General features: G+C 68.0%; 27 protein-coding genes. 8 read left to right on the top strand and 19 right to left on the bottom strand.

Annotated features, from left to right (window positions below):
* Positions 1-29 precede the first annotated feature (29 nt).
* The 5 genes from AC30PD_RS20270 (at position 30) to mdeB (ending at position 7,418) form a co-directional block, all read left to right on the top strand.
* Entirely contained in the window at positions 30-713 is a 684-nt protein-coding gene (locus AC30PD_RS20270) for a GntR family transcriptional regulator (RefSeq protein ID WP_489537493.1), read from the top strand.
* Positions 710-1,615 (top strand): phytanoyl-CoA dioxygenase family protein, encoded by a 906-nt coding sequence (locus AC30PD_RS20265; protein WP_489537492.1) that lies wholly within the window; start codon positions 710-712, stop codon positions 1,613-1,615. Before AC30PD_RS20270 ends, AC30PD_RS20265 begins: the two co-directional genes overlap by 4 nt.
* Positions 1,612-2,970: an NAD(P)H-dependent oxidoreductase gene (locus AC30PD_RS20260; RefSeq protein WP_489537491.1), complete on the top strand. Its 1,359-nt coding sequence runs from the start codon at positions 1,612-1,614 to the stop codon at positions 2,968-2,970. Before AC30PD_RS20265 ends, AC30PD_RS20260 begins: the two co-directional genes overlap by 4 nt.
* Positions 2,967-4,667 carry an N-acyl-D-amino-acid deacylase family protein gene (locus tag AC30PD_RS20255; protein WP_489537490.1) on the top strand — a complete coding sequence of 567 codons (1,701 nt, stop codon included), beginning with the start codon at positions 2,967-2,969 and terminating at the stop codon, positions 4,665-4,667. The genes AC30PD_RS20260 and AC30PD_RS20255 overlap by 4 nt, the downstream gene beginning before the upstream one ends.
* A 75-nt stretch (positions 4,668-4,742) precedes the next feature.
* On the top strand, positions 4,743-7,418 hold the full coding sequence (gene mdeB / locus AC30PD_RS20250) for an alpha-ketoglutarate dehydrogenase (protein ID WP_489537489.1): 2,676 nt from the start codon (positions 4,743-4,745) through the stop codon (positions 7,416-7,418).
* A 66-nt stretch (positions 7,419-7,484) separates the two neighbouring features.
* On the opposite strand, the gene AC30PD_RS20245 is transcribed toward mdeB, so the two are convergent.
* The 9 genes from AC30PD_RS20245 to AC30PD_RS20205 all read right to left on the bottom strand — a co-directional run bounded on the left by AC30PD_RS20245 (position 7,485) and on the right by AC30PD_RS20205 (position 14,647).
* The gene (locus AC30PD_RS20245; RefSeq protein ID WP_489537488.1) at positions 7,485-7,901 is read right to left on the bottom strand and encodes a F0F1 ATP synthase subunit epsilon; all 417 of its coding nucleotides are present in this window, start codon (positions 7,899-7,901) and stop codon (positions 7,485-7,487) included.
* A gap of 26 nt (positions 7,902-7,927) precedes the next feature.
* A complete protein-coding gene (gene atpD / locus AC30PD_RS20240; protein WP_489537487.1) occupies positions 7,928-9,328 on the bottom strand; it encodes a F0F1 ATP synthase subunit beta in 1,401 nt (466 codons plus the stop codon).
* 58 nt (positions 9,329-9,386) lie between these two features.
* The gene (atpG, locus tag AC30PD_RS20235; protein ID WP_489537486.1) at positions 9,387-10,268 is read right to left on the bottom strand and encodes a F0F1 ATP synthase subunit gamma; all 882 of its coding nucleotides are present in this window, start codon (positions 10,266-10,268) and stop codon (positions 9,387-9,389) included.
* Between the two features lie 18 nt (positions 10,269-10,286).
* Positions 10,287-11,840, bottom strand: a complete 1,554-nt coding sequence (atpA, locus tag AC30PD_RS20230; protein ID WP_489537485.1) for a F0F1 ATP synthase subunit alpha — start codon at positions 11,838-11,840, stop codon at positions 10,287-10,289.
* A 57-nt stretch (positions 11,841-11,897) separates the two neighbouring features.
* On the bottom strand, positions 11,898-12,431 hold the full coding sequence (locus AC30PD_RS20225; RefSeq protein ID WP_489537484.1) for a F0F1 ATP synthase subunit delta: 534 nt from the start codon (positions 12,429-12,431) through the stop codon (positions 11,898-11,900).
* A gap of 3 nt (positions 12,432-12,434) precedes the next feature.
* On the bottom strand, positions 12,435-12,905 hold the full coding sequence (locus AC30PD_RS20220; protein WP_489537483.1) for a F0F1 ATP synthase subunit B: 471 nt from the start codon (positions 12,903-12,905) through the stop codon (positions 12,435-12,437).
* A gap of 78 nt (positions 12,906-12,983) precedes the next feature.
* Entirely contained in the window at positions 12,984-13,247 is a 264-nt protein-coding gene (gene atpE, locus AC30PD_RS20215; RefSeq protein ID WP_047487532.1) for a F0F1 ATP synthase subunit C, read from the bottom strand.
* Positions 13,248-13,303: 56 nt separating this feature from the next.
* Entirely contained in the window at positions 13,304-14,149 is an 846-nt protein-coding gene (atpB, locus tag AC30PD_RS20210) for a F0F1 ATP synthase subunit A (RefSeq protein ID WP_489537482.1), read from the bottom strand.
* Between the two features lie 6 nt (positions 14,150-14,155).
* The gene (locus tag AC30PD_RS20205; protein WP_489537481.1) at positions 14,156-14,647 is read right to left on the bottom strand and encodes an ATP synthase subunit I; all 492 of its coding nucleotides are present in this window, start codon (positions 14,645-14,647) and stop codon (positions 14,156-14,158) included.
* Positions 14,648-14,797: 150 nt separating this feature from the next.
* Here AC30PD_RS20205 and AC30PD_RS20200 point away from each other — a divergent pair, with 150 nt between their 5' ends.
* Positions 14,798-15,925 (top strand): MBL fold metallo-hydrolase, encoded by a 1,128-nt coding sequence (locus AC30PD_RS20200; RefSeq protein WP_489537480.1) that lies wholly within the window; start codon positions 14,798-14,800, stop codon positions 15,923-15,925.
* On the opposite strand, the gene AC30PD_RS20195 is transcribed toward AC30PD_RS20200, so the two are convergent.
* From AC30PD_RS20195 to AC30PD_RS20180, 4 genes are all read right to left on the bottom strand, one after another.
* On the bottom strand, positions 15,911-16,825 hold the full coding sequence (locus AC30PD_RS20195; protein WP_489537479.1) for an SMP-30/gluconolactonase/LRE family protein: 915 nt from the start codon (positions 16,823-16,825) through the stop codon (positions 15,911-15,913). The genes AC30PD_RS20200 and AC30PD_RS20195 overlap by 15 nt on opposite strands.
* Entirely contained in the window at positions 16,825-17,700 is an 876-nt protein-coding gene (locus tag AC30PD_RS20190; protein ID WP_489537478.1) for an aldose 1-epimerase, read from the bottom strand. Before AC30PD_RS20190 ends, AC30PD_RS20195 begins: the two co-directional genes overlap by 1 nt.
* 102 nt (positions 17,701-17,802) lie before the next feature.
* On the bottom strand, positions 17,803-18,294 hold the full coding sequence (locus tag AC30PD_RS20185; RefSeq protein ID WP_489537477.1) for a GNAT family N-acetyltransferase: 492 nt from the start codon (positions 18,292-18,294) through the stop codon (positions 17,803-17,805).
* Positions 18,295-18,301: 7 nt separating this feature from the next.
* Positions 18,302-18,994, bottom strand: coding sequence for a cytochrome b/b6 domain-containing protein (locus AC30PD_RS20180; protein WP_489537476.1), 693 nt, complete (start codon positions 18,992-18,994; stop codon positions 18,302-18,304).
* Positions 18,995-19,205: 211 nt separating this feature from the next.
* Between AC30PD_RS20180 and AC30PD_RS20175 the strand changes: the two genes are divergently transcribed.
* Complete coding sequence (locus AC30PD_RS20175) at positions 19,206-19,670, top strand: c-type cytochrome (protein WP_489537475.1); 465 nt, start codon at positions 19,206-19,208, stop codon at positions 19,668-19,670.
* A gap of 33 nt (positions 19,671-19,703) precedes the next feature.
* Here AC30PD_RS20175 and AC30PD_RS20170 read toward each other — a convergent pair whose 3' ends face one another.
* From AC30PD_RS20170 to AC30PD_RS20145, 6 genes are read right to left on the bottom strand one after another with little or no spacing between them, the layout of a single operon-like run.
* The gene (locus AC30PD_RS20170) at positions 19,704-20,657 is read right to left on the bottom strand and encodes a threonine dehydratase (protein WP_489537474.1); all 954 of its coding nucleotides are present in this window, start codon (positions 20,655-20,657) and stop codon (positions 19,704-19,706) included.
* Between the two features lie 5 nt (positions 20,658-20,662).
* The gene (locus tag AC30PD_RS20165) at positions 20,663-21,334 is read right to left on the bottom strand and encodes a VOC family protein (protein WP_489537473.1); all 672 of its coding nucleotides are present in this window, start codon (positions 21,332-21,334) and stop codon (positions 20,663-20,665) included.
* 16 nt (positions 21,335-21,350) lie between these two features.
* Positions 21,351-22,187: a PhzF family phenazine biosynthesis protein gene (locus AC30PD_RS20160; RefSeq protein ID WP_489537472.1), complete on the bottom strand. Its 837-nt coding sequence runs from the start codon at positions 22,185-22,187 to the stop codon at positions 21,351-21,353.
* Between the two features lie 24 nt (positions 22,188-22,211).
* Positions 22,212-22,574, bottom strand: coding sequence for a GFA family protein (locus AC30PD_RS20155; RefSeq protein WP_489537471.1), 363 nt, complete (start codon positions 22,572-22,574; stop codon positions 22,212-22,214).
* The gene (locus tag AC30PD_RS20150; RefSeq protein WP_489537470.1) at positions 22,571-23,743 is read right to left on the bottom strand and encodes an aminotransferase-like domain-containing protein; all 1,173 of its coding nucleotides are present in this window, start codon (positions 23,741-23,743) and stop codon (positions 22,571-22,573) included. Before AC30PD_RS20150 ends, AC30PD_RS20155 begins: the two co-directional genes overlap by 4 nt.
* Positions 23,743-24,654, bottom strand: a complete 912-nt coding sequence (locus AC30PD_RS20145; RefSeq protein ID WP_489537469.1) for a DMT family transporter — start codon at positions 24,652-24,654, stop codon at positions 23,743-23,745. The genes AC30PD_RS20150 and AC30PD_RS20145 overlap by 1 nt, the downstream gene beginning before the upstream one ends.
* Before the next feature lie 148 nt (positions 24,655-24,802).
* On the opposite strand from AC30PD_RS20145, the gene AC30PD_RS20140 reads away from it, so the two are divergent.
* On the top strand, positions 24,803-26,254 hold the full coding sequence (locus tag AC30PD_RS20140) for an aminotransferase-like domain-containing protein (RefSeq protein WP_489537468.1): 1,452 nt from the start codon (positions 24,803-24,805) through the stop codon (positions 26,252-26,254).
* Positions 26,255-26,281 lie beyond the last annotated feature (27 nt).

The raw sequence follows: 26,281 nt of genomic DNA, 5'->3' as shown, positions 1-26,281 counted from the left end.
CTACTGTATACAGAATCCAGAGGCTGACCATGACCGCCCACCTCGTCAAGCTCCAGGCCGCGCCCGACCTCGTCGACCAGGTCTACCAGGCGCTGCTCGACGCGATCAGCGACGGCTCGCTCGCGCCCGGCGCGCGCATCACCCAGGAAGACCTGGCCGAGCGGCTGGCGGTCTCGCGCCAGCCGGTCTTGCAGGCGCTGCGGCTGTTGAAAAAGGACGGTCTCGTGTCCGACGCACCCGGCCGCGGCCTGCTCGTCGCACCGCTCGACACCGGCTGGATCGCCCACACCTACCAGGTGCGAGGCGCGCTCGACGTGCTGGCCGCCCGCCTGGCCGCGGAGCGGCGCGCCGCGCTCGACCCGCGCCTGATCGAACAAGGCCGCCGCGCCGCGCGCGGACGCAACGTCAAGGCGATGATCGAGGCCGACATCGCTTTCCACGGCGCGATCTACGCCGCGTCGGGCAACCCGCTGATCGAAGCGACGGCACAGTTGCACTGGGTCCACCTCAAACGTGTGATGGGCGCGGTGTTGCAGTTTTCCACCCAGCGCGAAGCGATCTGGGACGAACATGCCTCGATTGCTGCGGCCATCGGCGCCGGCGACGCGCAGCTCGCCACCCGACTCATCGAACAACACGGCGAGCACGCCAGCGAAACGCTGCTGGCGCGGCTCGGCGCCGTTCTCAACCCGCCCTCCAGGAGCACTTCATGAAACTCACCGCAGCCCAGCACGAACAGTTCGACCGCGACGGCTACCTGTTCTTCCCCGGCCTGTTCAGCGCCGAAGAAACCCGCACGCTGACCAGCGCCGTGCCCGAGCTCTACAGCCGGCGCGAGGCCTACAACGTGCGCGAAAAGGGCAAGGACGCGGTGCGCACCAACTTCGCCGCGCACATGTACAGCGAGCCTTTCGCCAAGCTGGCGCGGCACCCGCGCATGGTCGGGCCGGTGCAGGAACTGCTGGGCGAGGAGCTCTACATGCACCAGTTCAAGATCAACGGCAAGATGGCCTTCGAGGGCGACGTGTGGCAGTGGCACCAGGACTACGGCACCTGGCTCAACGACGACCAGATGCCGACCGAGCGTGCCATGAACGTGGCGATCTTTCTCGACGACGTGAGCGAGTACAACGGCCCGCTGATGTTCATCCGCGGCAGCCACAAGCGCGGCGTGATCGACGCGAAGCACGACCTCACCACCACGAGCTACCCGCTGTGGACGGTCGACAACGAACTGATCACGCAGCTGGTCGACCGCTCCGGCGGTTCGGGCAGCTACGACGCGCAGGGCCGGCATGTCGACGGCGGCATCATCTCGCCGAAGGGCCCGGCCGGCTCGATGATCCTGTTCCACAGCTGCCTGGTGCACGCGTCGGGCTCGAACCTGTCGCCGCACAACCGCGTGAGCGTGTACCTGAGCCTGTGTGCGGTCAGCAACCACATCCGCCGCCACAAGCGCCCGGAATACATCGCACACCGCGACTTCACGCCCATCGAGTGCCTGCCCGACGACTGCCTGGTGAAAGACTACCCGGTCGATCTGCCGTGGAAAGACGGCCTGCCGGCCAGCGCGCTGCAGACTTCCGCTGACGAACAAACCCGGCTTGCTGCATGAGTCTGCACGCCCAACTGCAGCGCCGCGCGGCCGAAGGCCAACCGATCCGCATCGGCCTGATCGGTGCCGGCAAGTTCGGCTCGATGTACCTGGCGCAGATCCCGCGGACGCCGGGTGTGCACCTGGTCGGCATCGCCGACCTCTCGCCCGACGCGGCACGAACCAACCTCTCCCGTGTCGGCTGGCAGGCCGACCGCACCAGTGCGACGAGCCTCGACGACGCGGTGAAAACCGGTGCCACCCACATCGGCGACGACTGGCGCGCACTGGTGCGCCACCCGTCGGTCGACATCGTCGTCGAGTGCACCGGCTCGCCGATCGCGGCGGTCGAGCACTGCCTCGAAGCGTTCGCGAACTGCAAGCACGTGGTCAACGTGACGGTCGAGGCCGACGCGTTCTGCGGCCCGCTGCTGGCGCGCCGCGCGCTTGAGGCCGGCGTGGTGTATTCGCTCGCGTTCGGCGACCAGCCGGCGCTGATCTGCGATCTGGTCGACTGGGCCCGCACCTGCGGCTTCCCGGTGGTGGCCGCAGGCCGCGGCCACAAATGGCTGCCGCACTTCTGCGAATCGACGCCTGAAACCGTGTGGGGCAACTACGGCCTCACGCCCGAGCAGGCCGAGCGCGGCGGGTTGAACCCGAAGATGTTCAACAGCTTTCTCGATGGCTCGAAGCCATCGATCGAGTCGACCGCTGTCGCCAACGCCACCGGCCTCACGGTGCCGAGCAACGGCTTGTTGTACCCGCCGGCGAGCGTCGAAGACATTCCCTTCGTCACACGCCCGGTCAGCGAAGGTGGCGTGCTCGAACGCAAGGGCATGGTCGAGGTGATCTCGTCGCTCGAAGCCAACGGCCGCAAGATCCCGTACGACATCCGGATGGGCGTGTGGGTCACGGTCGAAGCCGAGACCGACTACATCAAGAACTGCTTCGAGGAATACAACGCCCACACCGACCCGAGCGGGCGCTACTTCACGCTCTACAAACGCTGGCACCTGATCGGCCTCGAAGTGGGCCTGTCGGTCGCGAGCGTGGCGCTGCGCGGTGAGCCCACCGGCGTGGCGACTTGCTGGAATGCCGACGTGGTGGCCACCGCCAAACGTGACCTTGCCCCCGGCGAGTTGCTCGACGGCGAAGGGGGCTACACGGTCTGGGGCAAGCTGCTGCCGGCCGAGACCTCGATGCGCCTCGGTGGCTTGCCGCTGGGCCTGGCGCACAACGTGAAAGTGACACGCGCGGTGAAAAAGGGCCAGAGCCTGTCGTGGGCCGACGTGGCGATGGACACGAGCACGCCGGCCTACAAGGTGCGGCGCGAGATGGAGCAGCTCTTCGCGGCGCCGATGCTGAAGTCGGCATGAGTGTGGCCGCGCCGATGTTCGATCTGTTGATCCGCAACGCGCTGGTCTTCGACGGCAGCGGCGCGCCGCCGGTCGTGCAAGACCTGGCCGTGCGTGCTGGCCGCATCGAAGCCGTCGGCACCAAGCTGGAAGGCGCCGCCAAGCAGGTCGTCGAAGCCGAAGGCCTCGCGCTGATGCCCGGCATCATCGACAGCCACACGCACTTCGACGCGCAGATCACCTGGGACCCGGGCCTGCGCCCGTCACCCGCGCTGGGCGTGACGACGGCGGTCATCGGCAACTGCGGCTTCACGATCGCCCCTTGCCGCCCGGCCGACCGCGACCTGACGATGCGCAACCTCACGCAGGTCGAAGGCATGTCGATCGACGTGCTGCGCCAAGGCATCGAGTGGGGCTTCGAGAGCTTTCCGGAATACCTGGCGCAGCTGCGCCAACAAGGCTGCGCAATCAACGTGGCGGCCTACATCGGCCACTCGTCGGTGCGCACCTACGTGATGGGCACCGACGCCGCGCGGCGTGCGGCCACCGACGCCGAGATCGCCCAGATGGCCGCGCTCGTGACCGAGGCCATGGCGCACGGCGCGGTCGGCTTCGCCAGCAGCACCAGCCCGGCGCACAACGGCGAAGGCGGCCTGCCCATGCCGTCGCGCCTGGCCGACGACCGTGAAATGGCCGCGCTGGTCGCGGCGATGGGCAGCGCCGGCCGCGGCGTCTACATGCTCACCAAGGGCGGGCACACGCCGGTGCCTTTTCTCGAATCGCTGGCCGCGCAGAGCGGCCGTCCGGTGATGGTCGCAGCGCTGCTGCACAACAGCACCAACCCGCAAGCGGTGTTCAACGACCTCGACGCGATCGCGGCCGCCAACACCCGCGGCCACCGGCTGATCGGCCAGGTGTCGTGCTGCCCGCTGACGATGGACTTCACGCTCGCTTCGCCCTACCCGGTCGAAGGCTTGCGCAGCTGGCAACCGGCGCTGGCTTTGTCGGGCGAGGCCTTGAAGCAGTTGCTCGCCGAGCCCTCGTTCCGCGACGGCGTGCGCGCCGAGCTCGCCACGGCCACGACCTTCCGCCTCTTCAACAACGAGTGGGACAAGGTGCAGGTGGTCGAGGTCGCGAAGCCCGAGCACGCACGCTTTGAGCAGATGACGGTGGCCGACATCGCCCGCGACCAGGGCCGCGACCCGCTCGACGTGATGCTCGACCTGGCCATCGCCGAAGACCTGCGCACCGTCTTCACCGCGCAATTGCTGAACAGCGACGAACAAGCCGTCGGCCGCATGCTGAACCACCCGAACAGCATCGTCAGCCTGAGCGACGCCGGCGCGCACCTCACCTTCTTCAACGACGCCGGTTTCGGCCTGCACCTGCTCGGCCACTGGGCGCGCGAGCGGGGCGTGATGCGCCTGAGCGAAGCCGTGCGCCGGCTCACATCGCACCCTGCCAGCGTGTTCGGCATGGCCGACCGCGGGTTGCTGCGCACGGGCCTCGCTGCCGACCTGCTGCTGTTCGACCCGGCCACGGTGGGCCGCGGCCCCAAGCACCGCGTGCACGACCTGCCCGGCGGCGCGGCGCGGCTCACGACCGACGCGGTCGGCGTGCACGGCGTGTGGGTGAACGGCCAGCAGATTGCCGGGCCCGACGGCCTGCTGCCGCAAAAGGCGCTGGCAGGTCGGCTGTTGACCGAGTTCTCTGCCTGACGACATCGGCCCGCCAGCACGGGCCGGCCCGGCTGGGCACAATCAACTTCCTCCTCGAGATCGCCTGCCCATCGAATGACCGACCTTTCGCTCGCGCGCCACATCGGGGCCATCCTGCAGAACAGCGGGCCCGACATCGACCCCGAAGAAACGGCCGAGTGGTGCGCCGCGCTCGACGCGCTGACGCAGAGCCACGGCCCGGCCCGCGCACGCTACCTGCTCGACGCCTTGCTCGCGCACGCGCGACGGCGCGGCGTGAACTGGCTGCCGTCGATGGTCACGCCCTACGTCAACAGCATCGCGCTCGAAGCACAGCCGCCGTTCCCCGGCGACCTGGCCGTCGAGCAACGCCTGGCCGCGTTGATGCGCTGGAATGCGCTGGCGATGGTGATGCGCGCGAACCGTGTCGAGAGTGGCGGCTCCACCGAACTGGGCGGCCACATCGCGAGCTACGCGTCGGCGGCCGACTTGTTCGAAGTCGGCTTCAACCACTTCTTCCGCGCGCGCAGCGGCGCGACCGGGGGCACGCTGGGTGACCTGGTCTACTTTCAGCCGCACTCGGCGCCGGGTGTGTACGCGCGGGCATTCCTCGAAGGCCGGCTCTCCGCCGCCGACCTGGCGCACTACCGCCAGGAGCTCAGCGCACCGGCGCGTGGCGCACGCGGGCTCAGCTCGTACCCGCACCCGCAGCTGATGCCCGACTTCTGGCAGTTCCCGACCGGCTCGATGGGCATCGGCCCGATCAACGCGATCTACCAGGCGCGTTTCATGCGCTACCTGCAACACCGCGGCCTGCTCGACTCGGGTGGTGGCGCAGGCCAGCCGCAGCGCCGCGTGTGGGGCTTCTTCGGCGACGGCGAGATGGACGAGCCGGAGTCGATCGCCGCGCTCTCGCTCGCCGCACGCGAGCGGCTCGACAACTGCACCTTCGTCATCAACTGCAACCTGCAGCGGCTCGACGGGCCGGTGCGTGGCAACGGCCGCATCGTCGACGAGCTCGAATCGCTGTTCGCCGGTGCCGGCTGGCACGTGGTCAAGTGCCTGTGGAGCTCCGACTGGGACGTGCTGTTCGCGCGTGACCACGGCCATGCGCTGATGCGTGCGTTTGCCGACACCGTCGACGGCCAGTTCCAGACCCTGTCGGCCAAAGACGGCGCCTTCAACCGCGAGGTTTTCTTCGGCCAGAACCCCGAGCTGCGCGCGCTCGTGGCCGACCTGCGCGACGAAGACATCGACCGCTTGCGCCGCGGCGGCCACGACGCCGTGAAGATCCACGCCGCGTTCGCCGCCGCCGCGCGCCACACCGGCCAGCCGACCGTGGTGCTCGCCAAGACCATGAAGGGCTACGCGATGGGCGACACCGCGCAAGGCCGCATGACCACGCACCAGGCGAAGAAATTGGACAGCGCAGACCTGTTCGCCTTCCGCGACCGTTTTGCGCTGCCGATCAGCGACGCTGACACGCAGGCCCTGGCGTTCTACAAGCCTGCGGCCGACAGCACCGAGATGAAGTACCTGCACAGCCGGCGGCAGTCGCTCGGCGGGTATTTGCCGGCGCGCCACAGCGATTGCCCGCCGCTGGCCGTGCCGGCGCTCGAGGCGAGCAGCGGCTTCGCGCTGGCCGCCGACGGCAAGGAGATGAGCAGCACGATGGCCTTCGTGCGTGTGCTCGGCAACCTGCTGAAAGACCCGGTGCTGGGCCCGCGCGTGGTGCCGATCGTCGCCGACGAAGCGCGCACCTTCGGCATGGCGAGCCTGTTCCGGCAGGTCGGCATCTACGCGCCCTTCGGCCAGCTCTACCAGCCCGAAGACTCGGGCTCGATCCTCTACTACCGCGAAGACAAGAGCGGCCAGATTCTCGAAGAAGGCATCACCGAGGCTGGCGCGCTCTCGTCATGGACGGCGGCTGCCACGTCGTATTCGACGCACGGCCTGGCGATGCTGCCGTTCTACATCTACTACAGCATGTTCGGCTTCCAGCGGGTCGGCGACCTGATCTGGGCTGCTGCCGACCAGCGCGCCCGCGGCTTCCTGATCGGTGCGACGGCCGGCCGCACCACGCTCGGCGGCGAAGGCCTGCAACACCAGGACGGCACCAGCCACCTGATCGCCGCGACCGTGCCGAACTGCAAGGCCTACGACCCGGCCTTCGCGGGCGAGCTCGCGGTGATCGTCGACCACGGCATGCGCGAGATGCTCGAAGCGCAGCGCGACGTCTTCTACTACGTGACCGCGATGAACGAGAACGTGGCGCAGCCGTCGTTGCCGGCCGCGGCCCACAACGGTGTGATCCGCGGGCTGTACCGTTTTCGCGCTGCGGCGGCCGGCGCGAGGCAGCGCGTGCAGTTGCTGGGCGCAGGTGCGATGCTCGGCGAAGTGATCAAGGCGGCCGACACGCTGGCCGCCGATCATGGCGTGGCCGCCGACGTGTGGAGCGTGACGAGCTTCAGCGAGCTCGCCCGCGAAGGCATCGAGTGCGAGCGCCGTTGGCGCCATGGCGAGGCGGAGCCCGACACCGCGTGGGTCACGGCACAACTCGCACCCACCGAAGGCCCGATCGTGATCGCGACCGACTACGTGCGTGCCGTGCCCGAGCAGATCCGCGCTTTCCTGCCCGCGGGCCGGCGCTGCGTGACGCTCGGCACCGACGGCTTCGGCCGCAGCGACACGCGGGCGGCGCTGCGTGCGCACTTCGAGGTCGACGCCGCGGCGATCGTCAACGCCGCCTTGCGCTCGCTCGGCGGCGCATGAAAAAACCCGCCGGGACATTTGGCCGGGCGGGTTGATCGAAAGCGTTGCAGCGGGACGCTGCCGCGCTCACTTGCCGCGGAACTTGCGTATCGCCGCGATCTGGGCGGCCATCGCCGCGAACTCGCCTTGGGCCTTGGCGAAGTCGATGTCGCTCTTGGCGTTCTTCATCGCGTCTTCGGCCAGGCGCTTGGCTTCTGCGGCCTTGGCCTCGTCGAGGTCGTGGCCGCGGATCGCGGTGTCGGCGAGCACGGTCACCTTGCCGGGTTGCACTTCGAGAATGCCACCGGCCACGAACACGAACTCTTCTTCACCGTTGTCGGCACGCTCGATGCGCACCGCGCCGGGCTTGATGCGGGTGATCAGCGGCGTGTGGCGCGGCAGGATGCCGAGCTCGCCGCTTTCGCCCGGCAGCGCCACGAACTTGGCCTCACCGGAGAAGATGCTTTCTTCGGCAGAGACGACGTCTACGTGCAGGGTTGCCATCTGGTGGTCCTTTTCGCGTCAGAGGCTCAGTTGAGCTTCTTGGCCTTTTCGAAGGCCTCGTCGATCGTGCCGACCATGTAGAAGGCCTGCTCGGGCAGGCTGTCGCACTCGCCGCCCACGATCATCTTGAAGCCGCGGATGGTTTCTTTCAGCGGCACGTACTTGCCCGGCGAGCCGGTGAAGATTTCGGCCACGTGGAAGGGCTGCGACAGGAAACGCTGGATCTTGCGCGCGCGGGCCACGGCCAGCTTGTCTTCGGGCGAGAGCTCGTCCATGCCCAGCACGGCGATGATGTCGCGCAGTTCCTTGTAGCGCTGCAGCGTGCCTTGCACCGCACGGGCGGTGTTGTAGTGGTCTTCGCCGACGACGTTCGGGTCGAGCTGACGCGAGGTCGAGTCGAGCGGGTCGACCGCGGGGTAGATGCCCAGCGAGGCGATGTCACGCGACAGCACGACGGTCGAGTCCAGGTGGGCGAAGGTGGTCGCCGGCGACGGGTCGGTCAAGTCGTCCGCAGGCACGTACACGGCCTGGATGGAAGTGATCGAGCCGACCTTGGTCGACGTGATCCGCTCTTGCAGGCGGCCCATTTCTTCGGCCAGCGTCGGCTGGTAACCCACGGCGGAAGGCATGCGGCCCAGCAGCGCCGACACTTCGGTACCGGCCAGCGTGTAGCGGTAGATGTTGTCGACGAAGAACAGCACGTCGCGGCCTTCGTCGCGGAACGACTCGGCGATCGTCAGGCCCGTCAGCGCCACACGCAGGCGGTTGCCCGGCGGCTCGTTCATCTGGCCGTAGACCATCGCGACCTTGGAGTCTTCGAGCTTCTCTTGATTCACGACGCCCGAGTCGGACATCTCGTGATAGAAGTCGTTGCCCTCGCGGGTGCGCTCGCCCACGCCGGCGAACACCGACAGGCCGCTGTGCGCCTTGGCGATGTTGTTGATGAGTTCCATCATGTTCACGGTCTTGCCCACGCCGGCGCCGCCGAACAGGCCCACCTTGCCGCCCTTGGCGAACGGGCACACGAGGTCGATCACCTTGATGCCGGTTTCGAGCAGGTCTTGCGACGGGCTCAGTTCGTCGTAGGCCGGCGGCTTGCGGTGAATCGACATCGTCAGCTCTTGCGAGACCGGGCCGCGCTCGTCGATCGGGCGACCGAGCACGTCCATGATGCGGCCGAGCGTGGCGCGGCCGACCGGCACCGAGATCGGGTTGTTGGTGTTCGACACCATCAGACCGCGGCGCAGGCCGTCGGAGGAGCCGAGCGCAATCGTGCGCACCACACCGTCGCCGAGCTGCTGCTGCACTTCGAGCGTGAGCTCGCCGCCTTCGAGTTTCAGCGCGTCGTAGATCTTGGGCATGGCGTTGCGGGGGAACTCGACGTCCACCACCGCACCGATGCACTGAACAATTTTGCCGTCAGCCATGATTTTTCCTTGTTGCTCGTATTCGTGAGTCTCTTGAACCGTGAAGTGACGCTGCCGACTAGACAGCAGCGGCACCGGCCACGATTTCAGACAGTTCTTTGGTGATCGCCGCCTGGCGCGTGCGGTTGTAGATCAGCTTCAGCTCGCCGATCAGGTTGCCCGCGTTGTCGGTGGCAGCCTTCATCGCGACCATGCGCGCCGAGTGCTCCGAGGCCATGTTCTCAGCCAGCGCCTGGTAGACCAGCGCTTCGGTGTAACGCACCAGCAGTTCGTTGATCACGCTCGGCGCGTCGGGCTCGTAGATGTAGTCCCAGCCGTGTTGTGCGCCGTCCTTGGCCGCTTCGACGCTCATGCTCTCGGCCGACAGCGGCAGCAACTGCTGAACCACCGGCTCCTGCTTGATCGTGTTGATGAAGCGGGTGTAGCAGAGGTACACCGCCGCGAGCTTGCCTTCGGCATACGCGTCGAGCAGCACCTTCACCGGGCCGATCAGCTTGTCGAGCGTGGGCTTGTCACCCAGGTGCGTGGCGTGCGAGACCACCTGCGCGCCGATGCGGTTCAGGAAGCCGTAACCCTTGTTGCCGATCGCCACCGCCTGGCTCTTGCGGCCCTGCGCCTCGACTTCCTTGAGCTTGGTGGTGACGGCGCGCAACACGTTGGTGTTGAGGCCGCCGCACAAGCCCTTGTCGGTCGTGACGAGGATGAAGCCGACGGTCTTGGCTTCGTCGTGCGCCACCATGAACGGGTGTTTGTACTCGGGCGTGGCCTGCGCCAGATTCGCAGCCAGGCTGCGAATCTTCTCGGCGTAGGGCCGGGCCGCGCGCATGCGCTCCTGCGCCTTGCGCATCTTCGCGACCGAGACCATTTCCATGGCCTTGGTGATCTTCTTCGTGTTCTCGAAGCTCTTGATCTTGCCGCGTATCTCTTTACCAGCTGCCATGACGGCTCCTGTGTGCGGTCAGGCGAAGGACTTCTTGAACGCGGCGATCGCGCCCGACAGCTCGGTCTCGCCGTCCTTGTCGAGGGCCTTGGTGTCCTCGATCTTCTTCAGCATGCCGGCGTGGCTCGTCTTCAGGTGCGTGTGCAGGCCGTGTTCGAAGGCGAGGATCTTCTTCACGTCCACATCGTCCATGAAGCCCTTGTTCACGGCGAACAACGTTGCGCCCATCAGGCTGATCGACTGCGGCGAATACTGGTTCTGCTTCAGCAGTTCGGTCACGCGCGCGCCGCGGTCGAGCTGCTTGCGGGTCGCTTCGTCGAGGTCGGAAGCGAACTGCGCAAAAGCGGCCAGCTCACGGTACTGCGCCAGGTCGGTACGGATACCGCCCGACTGGCCCTTGATGATCTTCGTCTGCGCCGAAGATCCGACGCGCGACACCGAGATACCGGCGTTGATCGCGGGGCGGATGCCGGCGTTGAACAGCGAGGTTTCCAGGAAGATCTGGCCGTCGGTGATCGAGATCACGTTGGTCGGCACGAAGGCCGAGACGTCGCCGGCTTGCGTTTCGATGATCGGCAGCGCGGTCAGCGAACCGGTCTTGCCCTTGACTTCACCCTTGGTGAAGGCTTCGACATAGTCGGCGTTCACGCGCGCGGCGCGCTCGAGCAGGCGGCTGTGCAGATAGAACACGTCGCCCGGGTACGCCTCACGGCCCGGCGGGCGGCGCAACAGCAGCGAGACCTGGCGGTAGGCGACGGCTTGCTTCGACAGGTCGTCGTAGACGATCAGCGCGTCTTCGCCACGGTCGCGGAAGTACTCGCCCATCGTGCAGCCCGAGTAGGCCGACACGTATTGCATCGCGGCCGATTCGGCAGCGGTCGCGGCGACGACGATGGTGTATTCGAGCGCGCCGTTGGCTTCGAGCGCACGCACCACGTTCTTGACCGAAGACGCTTTCTGGCCGATCGCAACGTAGATGCAGGTCATGTTCTGACCCTTCTGGTTGATGATCGCGTCGATCGCCACGGCGGTCTTGCCGGTCTGGCGGTCGCCGATGATCAGCTCGCGCTGGCCACGGCCGATCGGCACCATCGAGTCGATCGACTTCAGGCCGGTCTGCATCGGCTGGTCGACCGACTTGCGGGCGATCACGCCGGGGGCGATCTTCTCGATCGGCATCTGCATCTTGGCGTTGATCGCGCCCTTGCCGTCGATCGGCTGGCCGAGTGCGTTGACGACGCGGCCCTTGAGTTCGGGGCCGACCGGCACTTCGAGAATGCGGCCGGTGCACTTGACCGTGGCGCCTTCGGCGATGTGTTCGTATTCGCCCAGAATCACCGCGCCGACCGAGTCGCGCTCGAGGTTCAGCGCCAGGCCGAACGTGGGCGAGCCATCGGGGGCCGACGGGAATTCGAGCATTTCGCCCTGCATCACGTCAGACAGGCCATGCACCCGGCAGATGCCGTCGGTCACCGAGACCACGGTGCCCTGGTTGCGGATGTCGGTCGAAGCGCCCAGGCCTTCGATGCGGCTCTTGATGAGCTCGGAAATTTCTGCGGGATTCAAATTCATTGCCTATCTCCAATATCCAAAAGAGCAGGTCCGGTGGACGAAACGCTCAATGCGGCCTCAGGCCGTGAGCGCCGACCTCATTTGTTCGAGACGCGCCTTGACCGAGGTGTCGAGCACTTCGTCGCCGACGACCACACGCACGCCGCCGATCAGCTCGGGGTCGATCTGCACCGACGCGTTGAGCTTGCGGCCGAAGCGCTTTTCGAGCGAGGCCACCAGATCGGTCAGCGCGGGTGCGTCGATCGCGAACGCGCTGTAGACGGTGGCGTCTGAAACCCCCGAACGCGAATTCACCAGCGTGTGGAACTGCGCTGCGATTTCGGGCAGCACACTCAGGCGGCCGTTGTCGATCACGGTGCGCAGCAGGTTTTTCGACGCATCAGACAGCGGCATGTTCACCACCGACGTGATCACGTCGAACACCTGGGCAGCACCCGACTTCGGCGCGTCGGCGAACTGACGCAGCTGCGCGTTGCCGGCAACCGCTGCCAGCGCGTCCATCTCGGCGACGGCCTGTTTCAGGTCACCTTTCGAGGCGACCTGAAACGCCGCTTCGGCATACGGCCGGGCAAGGGTTGCGAGCTCGGCCATGGCTCAGAGCTCGGTCTTCAGGCGACCCAACAGCTCGGCGTGAACACCGGCGTTGACTTCGCGCCGCAGGATCTGCTCTGCGCCCTTCACGGCCAGCGCCGCCACCTGCTCACGCAAGGTCTCGCGCGCCTTGATGGCTTCCTGCTCGGCTTCGGCCTTGGCCGACGCGATGATCTTGGCGCCTTCTTCGCTCGCGCGACCCTTGGCTTCTTCGACCATCGACTGCGCCAGGCGCTCGGCATCGGCCAGGCGCTGGGTCGCGTCCTTGCGGGCGGAGGCCAGTTGCTCTTCGACGCGCTTGTTGGCGTTGCTCAACTCGGCCTTGGCCTTGTCGGCTGCCGACAAGCCGTCGGCGATTTTCTTGGCGCGCTCGTCGAGTGCCTTGGCCATCGGTGGCCACACGAACTTCATCGTGAACCACACCAGGATCAGGAACACGATCATCTGCGCGATCAGCGTAGCGTTGATGCTCACGTTGTAGCCTCTGGAACGTCAATGTTGATGATTCCGGCGCCGCACACAGGCGGGCGCCGGATCGACCGCTTCAGTGGATTACTTCGGCAGATTGGCGATCTGGGCCAGGAACGGGTTGGCCGTGGCGAACCACAGGGCGATACCCGTGCCGATGATGAAGGCCGCGTCGATCAGGCCGGCCAGCAGGAACATCTTGGTCTGCAGTTCGTTCATCAGTTCGGGCTGGCGGGCAGCCGATTCGAGGTACTTGCTGCCCATGATGCCGATGCCGATACAGGCGCCGACGGCACCCAGACCAATGATGAGACCGGCGGCGAGGGCGACAAAGCTGATGACTTCCATGGTGACTCCTTAGGGGGTTTGATTTTTGGAACGAAAGAAAAACGAAAAACGGCGGATCAGTGGCTGTCGTGGGCCTGGCCGACGTACACGAGCGTGAGCATCATGAACACGAATGCCTGCAGCGTGATGATCAGGATGTGGAAGATCGCCCACACCGAGCCCGCGATGATGTGCCCGAGGAACAGGGCGATGCCGGTGCCCGAGAGGGCGAAAGCGCCACCCATCAGCGCGATCAGCATGAAGATCAGTTCGCCGGCGTACATGTTGCCGAACAGACGCATGCCGTGCGAGACGGTCTTGGCGACGAACTCGATGATCTGCATCAGGAAGTTCACCGGGTACAGGAACCACTTGTCGCCGAACGGTGCGGCGAAGAGTTCGTGGATCCAGCCGCTCGCGCCCTTGATCTTGACGTTGTAGACGAGGCAGACGATCAGCACGCCGAGCGACAGGCCCATCGTGACCGACAGGTCGGCGGTGGGCACGACACGCAGGTGGCTCAGGCCGAAGACGTGCTCGCCGACCCACGGCAGCAGGTCGACCGGCAGCAAGTCCATCGCGTTGAGCAGGAAGATCCAGACGAAGACGGTGAGGGCCAACGGCGCGACCAGCTTGCGGCTGTTGGCGTTGTGCACGATGCCTTTGGCCTGGCTGTCGACCATCTCGACGAGCATTTCGACAGCGGCCTGAAAGCGCCCCGGGACGCCCGACGTGGCCTTGCGCGCGGCCAGCCAGAGCAGCCAGCAACCGAGCACGCCGATCACGACGGTGAAGAAGAAGGAATCGAGGTTGATGATGGAGAAGTCCACCACACCGGACTGTTTGCCGTTCTGCAGATGCTGCAGGTGGTGAATGATGTATTCACCCGCGGTCGGGGCATGCGCCGTGCCTTCAGCTGCCATGTTGTTCTATGCCTTGTCGTTCACTCGCCGGGGGCGCCACAGCAGCGCCACCCAGTTGACCTTGATGCACACGACCATCGTGACCAGCAATGCCGGCCAGCTCAGGTTCGGTACGACCCTCGCAGCGATCACCAACATGGCGATCGCCACCCCCATCTTCAGCATTTCCCAGAACAGGAACCCCGCGGCAGATGCCACCGGGCCCGACGTTCCGCGGGTCATTCCACGCGCCAGCAAGGCACCCGGAATCACCGTGGCGGCCACGCCGTAGAGTGCCGACCACGCCGCGCTCGTGCGCTGCGTGACGGCCCAGACCACGGCCACCACCACCAAACCGGCGACCGCTTGCGCTGCCACCACCCGCCATGGCGAAATCGACGGGTCTCTACTCCGCAAATCCTGTGCTTCAGCGGCCGTCAGTGCCTTGAAGGGCACCGGGTCCCGGTCGTCTTCGAACACGCCTGCACCGACATTCGCACGGGCATCGGTGGTGGTCATGGTTCAGAGGCCGACAGGGCGCAGCAAAGCCTCGGAATTATACGAGGAAACCCGCGCGTCCCGACCCGCCCGACGAACCGGCGGGTCTTGGTGCGGCTGTAAGGAGCCCGCAAGCTACGCGAAACCGGCCGCGTCGTTATGCTGCGCGCCATGCCTCTTTTCCGCTCCACGATCCGGCCCTTGTTCGCTGCAACGCTGGCACTTTTCTCGGGTGCCGAGGCCGGCGCCGCCGACCCGGCGGCCAAGACCCATCACCGACCCAACGGCTTCCAGAACAACTACCTGGAGTTCGAGCCCAAAGGGCTCGCCGCGTTGCTGAAGTGGCAGTACGAGTCGTTCCGTGGCGGCCTGCCCCGACCCGCGGCCGCGCCCACGCCGCGGGTCGCGCCCGACCTGGCGGCGCTGCATTCGAACGCGGGCGCCGGCGCCGCGATGACGCCCACGCTCACCTGGGTCGGCCACGCGACGATGCTGGCCCAGCTCGGTGGGCTGAACGTCATCACCGATCCGGTGTTTTCGGAACGGGTGTCGCCGCTGAGTTTCATCGGCCCGAAACGCCACGTGCCGCCGGGGCTGACGCTGGCGCAGCTGCCGCACGTCGATGTGGTGCTGATCTCGCACAACCACTACGACCACCTCGACGACGCCAGCGTGCGTGCGCTCGCCGCACAGCCCGGGGGTTCGCCGCTGTTCGTGGTGCCGCTCGGCATCAAGGCCTGGATGGCCGACCGAGGCATCACCCACGTGGTAGAGCTCGACTGGTGGCAGTCGCACCCGGTCGCGTCGAAGAAGGGAACGGTCGACGTCGTGCTCACGCCGGTGCAGCACTGGTCGGGCCGCGGCCTGAACGACCGGCTCGCCACGCTGTGGGGCGGCTATGCGGTGTTCGCGCCCGATCAGCACCTGTTCTTTTCCGGCGACACCGGTTACTCGAACGACTTCAAAGACATCCGCGAGCACTTCGCCGCGCGCCAGCGTGAAGGTGGCGGCTTCGACATCGCGTTGATCGCCGTCGGTGCCTACGAACCGCGCTGGTTCATGACCTCGCAGCACGTGAACCCCGCCGAGGCGGTGCAGATCCATTTCGACCTGGGCGCCAAGCGCTCGGTGGGCGTGCACTGGGGCACCTTCGAGCTGACCGACGAATCGCTCGACACGCCGCCGCTCGCGCTGGCCGATGCGCGCGCGGCCAAAGGCCTGGCCGCGGAACAGTTCTTCGTGATGGCGATCGGTGAAACGCGCCAGCTCGCGCCACGCCCGGGCTCAGCGAACCCCTGAGCAGAAGTTGGCTGGCAGCCCCGGCACGTCGACAGGCAGCGCGAGCACACACCCGGCCAGCGGCTGGGCCACGAGTTCGGCTTCGGGCCGCTTCTCGCGCGCCGTGGTGATGTAGAGCGTCTTCAGATCGGCGCCACCGAAGCACGGCATGGTGGCGCAGCGCACCGGCAGGCGCACCTCACGCAGGGTCTCGCCGCCGGGTGACAGGCGCAGCAGGCGCTGGCCCTCGAACATCGCGACCCAGTAGCAGCCTTCGGCGTCGACCGCCGCACCGTCGGGCCGGCCACCGTAGGTGTCGAGCGCCTGCCCGGCCTGCTTGACCGGGAAACTCGCGAACACCCGCTTGTTCGACAGCGCGCCGCTCGCCGGCTCGAAGTCGAACGCGAAGACGGTGTGCGCCTTGGTGTCGCTCCAGTACATGGTGCGGCCGTTCGGGCTCCAGGCCAGGCCGTTCGAGACGGTGATGTCACCTTGCCGGCGCGCCAGCTTGCCGGCGCTGTAGCAATACAGCGAGGCCAGTGCCGGCTCGCGCGGCTCGTAGATCGTGCCGACCCAGAAGCGGCCTTGCGGGTCGCACTTGCCGTCGTTGAACCGCTCCCGGGCTTCTTCGTACGGCGGCTCGGCCAGCAGGCTGCGTTGACCGGTGACGGTATCGAAGCGCCACAGGCCGTCGCGCATCGCCAGCAGCAGGCCGCCATCGAGCAGCGGCGCCAGGCTGGCAGGCTCGGCCTCGAAGCTCCACTGCGTGAGCGCCTGCGTGGCGGGGTCGAAGCGCTGCAACGAATGGCCGGGAATGTCGCAGTAGTAGAGCACCTGCTCACTCGGGTGCCACACCGGCGACTCGCCGAGCAGCGCCGGCGCTGCCACCGCGACCCGGATCTCTGCATCTGCTTCGGGCATCACACCACGGCGACTTCGAGCTTCATCGAGGCTTCGAAGCTCTCGCCCGGCGCCAGCGCACGCAGCCCGTGCGCGGCCGGGTCGGCCATGTGGATCGCGTTCGACAAATGGCTCACCGGCTCGACGCAGAAGTAGTCGCGGTCGCCTGGCGTGTAGACCACCAGGTAAGGCATCGACGAGCTCAGCTGCAACGAGAACTTCTCGTCGCGGATGCGCGCCGGGCCCTTCCAGCCTTCGAAGCAGTTGTCGTAGCTCAGGTGCGACACGTCGCTGTCGATGCCGGGCTGGGCGACCTTGCGCACGGGCAACTGCGTGGCGTCGGAATCCCAGCGGTTCGACAACTCGATGTGCAGCCGGCTGCGCGCGCGCTTCGGAAAGTACGGGTGCCAGCCCAGGCCGACCGGCTGCGGCACGTCGGCCGTGTTGGTGAAGACCATCTGCACGCTCATGGCCTGCGGCGTGAGCGTGAAGTACTGGCGTGCCTCGAACGCGAACGGCCAGTCGGCGTCGGGCGTGTGCACATAACGCAGCACCACCTCGAGCACGCTGCTGGAGACGATCTCCCAGGGCCGCAACCAGCCGACGCCGTGCACCGAGTGCGGGTTGTCGGCGAAGTTCGGCTGGGTGGTGTAGTCGTGCCCCTTCCAGCGGAACTTGCGGTAGCCGAGCCGGTTGGAATAGGGCACCAGCGGAAAGCTCGCCGACGGGCGCGACGCCGTGAGCAGCGCCGGTTCGGTGGAGCGCAGGATCGGCGTGTCGCGGTGCCAGAAACCGGCGATGCAGCCGCCCAGATCGGGCCGCAGCGCGAGGCGCAGGGCCCCGGCATGCAATTCAAACGGCTGCAGTTCTAGACTCAGGTTCGATGATCCAGTCATGGCCCTCCCGGCGCGCTTCGTGCCCCGCACGGGCCGCACCGGATGGCGTGGCTTGGCACGGTCGCCCCATCCTACCCCGGTCTCACGCCGGCTCCGCCCGGGTCAACCCAGTTCGGCCTTCAGATAGTGCGCGCCGGGAATCGGGTTGAAGTAGTAGGGCGGAATCTCCTCGAAGCCGAGCGTGGCGTAGAGCCCGCGCGCCGATTCCATGTCGTCGAGCGTGTCGAGCAGCATCACCGAATGGCCGGCACGGCGCGCTTCGTCGAGCAGCGCCTGGGCCAGCACACGGCCCAGCCCGAAGCGGCGGAAAGCCGGGCGCACATAGAGGCGTTTCATCTCGCAGGCGTTCGCATAGTCCACATCGGCCAGCGCCCGAAAGCCGCCGCAGCCGGCGAGCGCGCCGTCGACGAAGGCCAGCAGCAGGTGCCCCGTCGGCCCGGCGTACTCGCCGGGCAAGGCCGCGAGTTCGGCCTCGAAGTTCTGGAAACACAGGTCGACGTCGAGGCTGCGTGCGTACTCGCGCATGATCTCGCGCGCCGGGCCCAGCCACTCGGGCGCTTCGGCGCAGACCAGCGCGATCTCGGGGCTGCCCATCGAGCGGTCAGCCGCCGAGCTTGACGATCCACGCGACCAGCGCCGCGCAGGCCGCCAACAGCACCAGCGCCAGCGTGCGTGACGCGCCGGTGTCGGCCGAGGCCGGCACGTCGGGCGCGAGCGCCTTGTCGCCCACGATCATCGGGCGCACCAGGTTCTGCCTCTTCTTGAGCAGGTAGTAGACGATCGCGGCAACGTGCAGCAGCACCAGCGCGATGATCAGCCACTGCCCGAAGCTCTTGTGCCACGAGGTCAGCAGCGAACTGGTGGCGCCCGAGACGAACTTGATCAGCGGCCCGGTGTTCGAGATCTCGTCGTCGGCGAACAGGCCGCTGCCGACTTGCGCCGCCAGGATGGCGAGCAGCCCGAACACCGAAAACGCGCCGAGCGGGTTGTGCCCGACCTCGTGGTGTTCGTCGGCCCGGCTCTGCCCGCGCAGATAGCGCAAGGTGGTGGCCGGCGCGTAGATGAAGTTCGCAAAACGCGACCAGTGCCCGCCGACCAGGCCCCACAGCACCCGGAACGCCAGCAAGGTGAACACCACATAGCCGAGCCTGAAGTGCCACACCATCGCGTTGCCGCCGATCTTGGCGCTGACCACCGAGCCCATCACGCAGGCGGCCAGCACCCAGTGGAAAGTGCGGGTCGGAAGATCCCACACACGAACAGTGGCGGATGGCGGGGCGTTCTCTGCGCTCATGAGTGAAGGCGCCGCGTGGCGGGCACCGAGTTCCGATACCCGCGAAGATAACCGCAACACGGCTTGCCTTGGCAGCGCGCCGGGATATTTCGGCACGCCGGGAATATCGCCACGGAACGCTGCGTACACTCTGCAGCGTTCGCTTTCGGCCCCGGCCGCGAGCGGGCTCTGCCAGCCCTCAGAAAAACCCGCTCACGCCAGGAGAAACCGCATGAAACGTCTGTTCCCTTCGATGCTGATGGCCGCCGCTGCGCTGGCCGGCTTCGCCACCGCCCTGCCCGCGGCCGCGCAGTTCGCCAAGCCCGAAGACGCCATCAAGTACCGCAAGGCCGCCTTCACGGTAATGGCGCGCCACTTCGGCGTGGTGGCCGGCATGGCGGGTGGTCGCATCCCGTTCGATGCCAAGGTCGCGGCCGACAACGCCGAGATCGCCGCGATGATGTCGAAACTCCCGTTCGCCGGCTTCGTCGACGGCGCCGACAAGGGCGACACCAAGGCCGAGCCGAAGATCTGGGCCGAGCGCGACAAGTTCAACGCCGCCGCGAGCAAGATGCAGGAAGAAATGGCCAAGCTGAACGCAGCGGCCAAGGGTGGCAACCTCGACGCCATCAAGGGCGCCGTGGGCGAAACCGGCAAGGCCTGCAAGGCCTGCCACGACGCTTACCGCAAGGAGTAAGCGCCGCAGCGCCAGGCTGAGCCCTTCGCGGGCTCAGCCTGCGCCCAGCACCCGGGCGAACACGGCGCTGTCGACGTTGCCCCCAGTGAGCGGCAGCCCGATGCAGCGCCCTGCCCACTGGCCGCGCTGCAGCAGCGCGGCAGCCAAGGCCGCGGCGCCCGCCCCTTCGGCCACGTTGTGGGTGTCGGCGAACAAGGCCCGCATCGCTTCGGCCACCTGCTCGTCGGTGACGGCGACCACGTCGTCGACCTCTCGCCGGATCACCGCCAGCGCCTGCTCGTCGGGCACGCGGCAGGCCATGCCATCGGCCAGCACGGTGGTCACCGGCGCCTCGATCGCGCGCCCTTCACGAAACGACTGCTGGTACGCCGTGGCGTGTGCCGACACCACGCCGACGATGCGGGTGGCCACGCCGGTGTGGGCACGCGCCGCAGCGCAGGCGCAGATGCCCGAGCCCTGGCCGATCGGCACGAACACGAGTTCAGGCTGCACCGCTTCGAAGAATTCGAGCCAGTACGTGGCGACACCACGCACCAGGTCGTCGTGGAACGACGGAACCATGTGCAGGCCGTGCTCGCGCGACAGACCGATCGCGTGTTCGCGCGCAGCCTGGAAGTCACTGCCGTGCTCGATCAACTCGGCGCCGAGCGCACGCATCGCCGCGTTCTTCTCGACCGAGTTGCCGTGCGGCACCACGATGGTGGCCTGAAAGCCGTGGCGGCGCGCCGCGAAGGCGACCGACTGGCCGTGGTTGCCGCGCGTGGCGCTGATCACACCGCGGACGCCGGGTTCGCGCCGGCGCAGCGCGTCGAAATACACCAGCCCGCCGCGCAGCTTGAACGCGCCGACGCCGGTGTGGTTCTCATGCTTGACCCAGGCCTGCGCGCCCAGCCGCTGGTCGAGCAAGGGCCAGCGTTGTTGCGGCGTGGGCGGCATCGCTTCGCGCACGATGCGGCGGGCGTTTTCCATCGAAGCTCGGTCGTCCATGGTGCTCAGGCCAGGGTCGGGTTGCAATGCAGCGTCACAAGTCCTCGCGGGCAGACGAGTTCGACGCTGATCGGCGGCGCACCGGCCGCGCCGCTGCGTTCGGTGTGCGGTGGCAGCGTCGGGGCGAGCGCTGCGGGCCAGCCGCCGAGGCTGATCGCCTTCAGCGCGACGCCGCTCGGCGGCATCGCGTCGGTCGGGTGCACCTGGCCCCATTCGATCAGCACCGGGGCAGCGCCGCCCAGCAGGCGCCGGCCGTCGGCACGCAGGCTGATCTTCCAGCGCAGCACGCCGCGCGGCGTGGCGCGTTCGGCCGGCTCGACCACGCCGCAGTCGATGCCGGCCGCCATCAGCGTGGCGTGCGTGGTGACGATGTCATCGCAGCGCGCGGCCCAGGCCACGAGTTGCGGCCCGCTGGCGAGCGCGCGCTGCAACGCGGGCTCGTCCAGGCCGAACCAGCGGGCGCGCTTCGGCGCAGGCAAGGTCGGGTCGATGGCGATGATCTCGAAATAGGCTTTGGGAAAGGCTTCGCTCGGGATGCCGAACACCCGGTTGTGCGTGCCCATGAACAGGTGCTGGCCGCCGGCTTCCGGGCGCAGTCCGAGCGTGGCTTCGCACCACGCCACGCCCTCGTCGAGCGTGCGGGCGGCGAGAACCAGGTGGTCTAGAGCGAGTGTCATGGCAGTCGCGCCTCGTTCAGAGCGTGAGCTCGCCGCGCACGCAGCTCACGCTGGCGCCGCCGACCCACACCGTGCCGCCTTCACGCACGATGTGCACGCGCCCGGCACGCTGCAGGCAGGTGCCTTGGGCGGCCACGTAGGCTTCGGGCGCCGCGCCGCTCTCGATCAACCATTGCGCCAGGCTCGCGTTCAGGCTGCCGGTGACCGGGTCTTCGTAACCCGCGCCTTCGCCGATCAATGCGCGCACTTCGAACTGCGCGTCGTGGCTGGCCGTGTGCGGGCCAACCACGCCGAGCTTGATGCCGCCGAGCGCGGGCCAGTCGATCTTGAGATTGAGCACGGCTTCGGCCGAGCGCAGCCGCACGGCCGCCCAACCCGGGCCGTTGTCGACCCACTGGTGCGCCACGATGTCTTCGGCCCGCAGCGACAGCGCCTTGGCAATGCGCGCCAGCAGCTCGTCTTCCAGCGGACCGGTGCGCCGCCGCGGCGGTGCCGCAAAGGCGAGCCGCTCGCCGCCGCGGCGAATGCGGATCAGGCCGACGGCGCACTGTTGCACGGTCTCGCCATCGGAGCGCGACACCCCGCCCGCTTCGAGCCACGCGTGGCAACTGCCGAGCGTCGGGTGCCCGGCGAACGGCAGCTCGCCGTGCGGCGTGAAGATGCGCACGCGGTAGTCGGCCGCCGGGTCGGTGGGTTGGAGCAGGAAGGTGGTTTCGCTCAGGTTGGTCCAGCGTGCGAAGGCGTGCATCTGCGCGTCGCTGAGCGCGTCGGAGCCATGCACCACGGCGAGCGGGTTGCCTTTGAGTGGCGTGGGGCTGAACACGTCGACCTGGGTGAATCTGAAGTTCGTCATGAACACTCCGAAGAAGATGTTGTTTCAGGCCATCTCGGCGCCGCGCGTGGCGCGCACCGGGACGCCGGCGGGGTCGAAGCCGTCGAGGCAGTACACGTTGACGCCGACGAAGTCGGGCGTCACGCGCTTGCGGTGGAACGGGTAGATGCCGCAGCTCGCGCAGAAAAAGTGGCGTGCCGTGCGGGTGTGAAACTGGTACTCGGTCAGCGCTTCGGCCCCGGCCAGGAGCGTGAACTTCGACTCGTGCACTTTCACCATCAGCGCGTTCTTGCGCCGGCAGATCGAGCAGTCGCAGGTGGTCAGCTCGGGGAAGTCGGTCTCGATGCGGAAGCGCACGCGCTGGCAGTGGCAGCTGCCGGTGAGTGTCTGCAGCGGGCGCGCGTTCATGACTCTTTCAAGGCCTGCGCCAGCAGCTTCACGCCACGCTCGATCACGGGCGGGGCCACGGTCACGAACGACAGGCGCAGCGTGTTGAGCTTCGGCGCTTCGGCGAAGAAAGCCGCGCCGGGCACGTAGGCCATGCCGAGCGCCACGGCCTTCGGCAGCAGCGCGACGGCGTCCACACCGTCGGGCAGTTCGACCCAGAAGAACATGCCGCCGCTCGGCACCGTCCAGCGGCAGCCTTGGGGCATGTGCGCTTCGAGCGCGGCGCGCATGGCATCGCGCTGCGCCTTGTAGCGGGCGCGGATGGTCGGCACGTGGCGCTCGAGAAAGCCGTTGTGGATCACCTCGTGCACCACACGCTGGTTGAACCCGGGCGTGTGCAGGTCGGCGGCCTGCTTGGCCTGCAGCAGCTTGGGGCAAAGCGCGCGCGGCGCGATCACGTAGCCCAGGCGCAGGCCCGGGGCGAGCACCTTCGAGAACGAGCCGAGGTACACGGTGCCTTCGGCCCAGCGCGAGGCCAGGGGCGCGGGCGGCGCGGCGTCGAACCACAGGTCGCCATACGGGTTGTCTTCGACGATCGGCAGCGCGAGTTCGCGCGCGGCGGCACTCAGCTTGGCGCGCCGCGTTTCGCTCATGCAGCGCCCGCTCGGGTTCTGGAAGTTGGGCAGCAGGTACAGGAACCGCGCACCCTTCGCGACACCGAGCGACTCGGGGATCGGGCCGTCGTCGTCGCAGGGCACGGTCACGACTTCGGGCTCGTAGGGCGCGAAGGCCTGCAGCGCGCCTAGGTAGGTGGGCGCTTCGACTGCCACCGCGCTGCCGGCGTCGAGCAGCACCTTGCCGACCAGGTCAAGCCCCTGCTGCGAGCCGGTGGTGATGAGCACCTGCGTTGCCTCGACCTGCACACCCTGCGCTGCCATGTGCGCCGCGACCCATTCGCGCAGCGGCCCGAAGCCTTCGCTGGCGGCGTATTGCAAGGCCTCGCGAGGTGCGTCGCGCAGCACCCGCGCCGTGGCTTCGCGCATCGCTTCGACCGGAAAGCTGTCGGGCGACGGCAACCCGCCGGCCAGCGAAATGATGCCGGGCTTCTCGGTGATCTTCAGGATCTCGCGGATCACCGACGGGTTCATGCGCTCGGCGCGGCGCGCCATCTTCCAGGGGCTGGGGTTCATCAGGCATTCCTTTGCAAGGGAGCGGTGTTCGTGGGCATCTTCTTGCCGACGAACACGACGGCGATCACCGCCAGAGAAAACAACACGGTCGAGGCTTCGAGCTTTTCGCCGAGCACCGGCACGGCGAACAGCAGCGCGAGAAACGGCTGCACCAGCTGCACCTGGCTCACGCGCACGGCGCCACCGAGCGCGAGGCCGCGGTACCAGGCGAAGAAGCCCAGCCACATCGAGAACAGCGTGACGTAGACGAAGCCGCCCCACGCGCTGGCGCGCACCGCTTGCGCCGGCCACACCCACAGCGTGATCGGCAGCGTGAACGGCAGGCTGATCACGAGCACCCAGCAGATCACCTGCTCGGCTTTCAGTTCGCTGGCCACGCTGGCACCGGCCACGTAACCCACCGCGGTGCTGACCACCGCGAGCAGCAGCAGGCCGTCGGCGGGCGACAAGGTGCCGCCACCCTGGTGCGCCGCGAAGGCCAGCACCATCGCGCAGCCGAGCAGCGCGCAAGCCCAGAAGCCCCGCGACGGGCGCTGCCCGAAGTGCCAGGCCGCCGCCACCGCGGTGGCCAGCGGCATCAGGCCCGTGACGACCGCCGCGTGCATTGCGTCGACGTGGCGCAGCGCGAGGCTCAGGAACAAGGGGAACCCGACCACGGTGCCGAGCGCACACAGCAGCAGCGCGCCCAGGTGGCGACGCTGCAGCGCAGGCGCACCGGTCGCGCGCAGGTAGGCGATGCTCAGCAGGCCGGCGAACGCCGCGCGCCCGGCCGTCACGAAGGCCGGCGCGAGCTGCGGGTCGCTCGCGGGGCCGACCGCCAGGCGCGTCATCGGCAAGGTCATCGCGAAGATGACCACGCCGAGCAGGCCGAGCCACAGGCCGCGGGTTTCGTCGGCGCTGTGCGTGTTCATCGTGGCGCCCCGTTGCAGGCGCGCAGACCGTGGTGAAGGCTGGGCATGTGGCTCAGTCTACGGCCACGACCAGCACAGCAGCAGTACACTTTGCTCGCACACACCAGAATCTGTACTGGTCTGTGCGCCGACACAGGAATGCACCTGCATGCTCGATTCCACCGCCGCCGACGCCCTGAGCCCGCTGACCCGCGAGGCCGACACTTCGCTGACCGAGCAGCTCTCGGGTCGCTTCGCCGAACGCATCCGGCAGCGCCTGCTCGCGCCCGGCGCCCGGCTGCCTTCGGTGCGCGAATGCGCGCGCCGCCATGCGGTGAGCCCGCACACTGTCGTGGCCGCCTATGACCAGCTGCTCGCGCTCGGCCTCGTCGAAGCGCGCAAGCAGCGCGGTTTCTTCGTGCGCGAAACCACCCCGGCACGCGCGCTCGACGCCCGCGAAAACGCTGCCGAGCGCAGCTTCAGCCACCCGCTGCCGGTGAGCGCCACGTCGCTGATCCGCGGCATGTTCCAGCCACCGGGCGGGCGCTCGATGCCGGGGCTGGGCACCTTGCCGGCCGACTGGCTCGACCTGCCGATGCTGGCGACCGCGCTGCGCACGGTCACGCGCGGTGCGCAGCTGGGCCCCATGTCTTTGCAATACGGCGACCCGGCGGGCGAACTGCGGCTGCGCGAGGCGCTGGCCACCAAGCTGGGCGACCACGGCGTGAGCGCGTCGGCGCAGCAGATCATCACCACCGTGGGCGCCACGCAGGCGCTCGACGTCGTCACGCGCACGCTGCTGCGCGCCGGCGACAGCGTGCTGGTCGACGAGCCCGGCTGGTCGGTCGAATACGCGCGTCTCGCCGCGCTGGGCATGCGCGTGCTGCCAGTGCCACGCGGCCCCGACGGGCCGGACCTGGCGGTGATGCGGCGCCTGATCGAAGCGCAGAAGCCGGCGCAGCGGCCGCGCCTGTACGTCACCGTGTCGGTGTTGCACAACCCGACGGGGGCCTCGCTGTCGCTGCAGTCGGCCCACCGTGTGCTCGAGCTCGCCAAGTCGCACGACCTGCAGATCGTCGAAGACGACACCTACGCTCACCTCGCGCCGGCGCACCTGCCACGCCTGGCCGCGCTCGACGCGCTGGAGCGCACGGTCTACATCTCGGGTTTCTCGAAGATCCTGGTGCCGAACTGGCGCGTCGGTTTCATGGCCGCACCGCTCGCGCTGGTCGACCGGCTCGTCGACACCAAGCTGCTGACCACGCTGACCACGCCCGGCATCACCGAGCAGGCGCTGGCCTACTGCCTGGAACAGGGCCTGCTGCGGCGCCACACCGAGCGTGTGATGCAGCGGCTGGCCGCGGCGCGGGCGCGCACGGTGAAGCTGGCCGAAGCGCACGGTTGCCGGTTCGCGGCCGCGCCGCACGGCCTGTTCGGGTGGGTCGACGTGGGGGTGGACACCGAACGTCTGGCCCAGCTCATGCTCGACGAATGGCTCATCGCCCCCGGAGCGCTCTTCCACGCGACCCACCGGCCGACCACGCTGATGCGCATCAATTTCGCGACCAGCCAGGACGCGCGCTTCTGGCGGGCGCTGGAACGGGCGCGGGCCGGGCTGTGAACCGTTCGTCGCGCCGGCGGGCCGCCC

The sequence above is a fragment of the Rhizobacter sp. genome (assembly GCF_032229685.1).
GTDB lineage: Bacteria > Pseudomonadota > Gammaproteobacteria > Burkholderiales > Burkholderiaceae_C > LMDS01.
The sequence above is the reverse complement of the archived record's forward strand: the minus strand, read 5'-3'. Positions and strand labels throughout refer to the sequence as shown.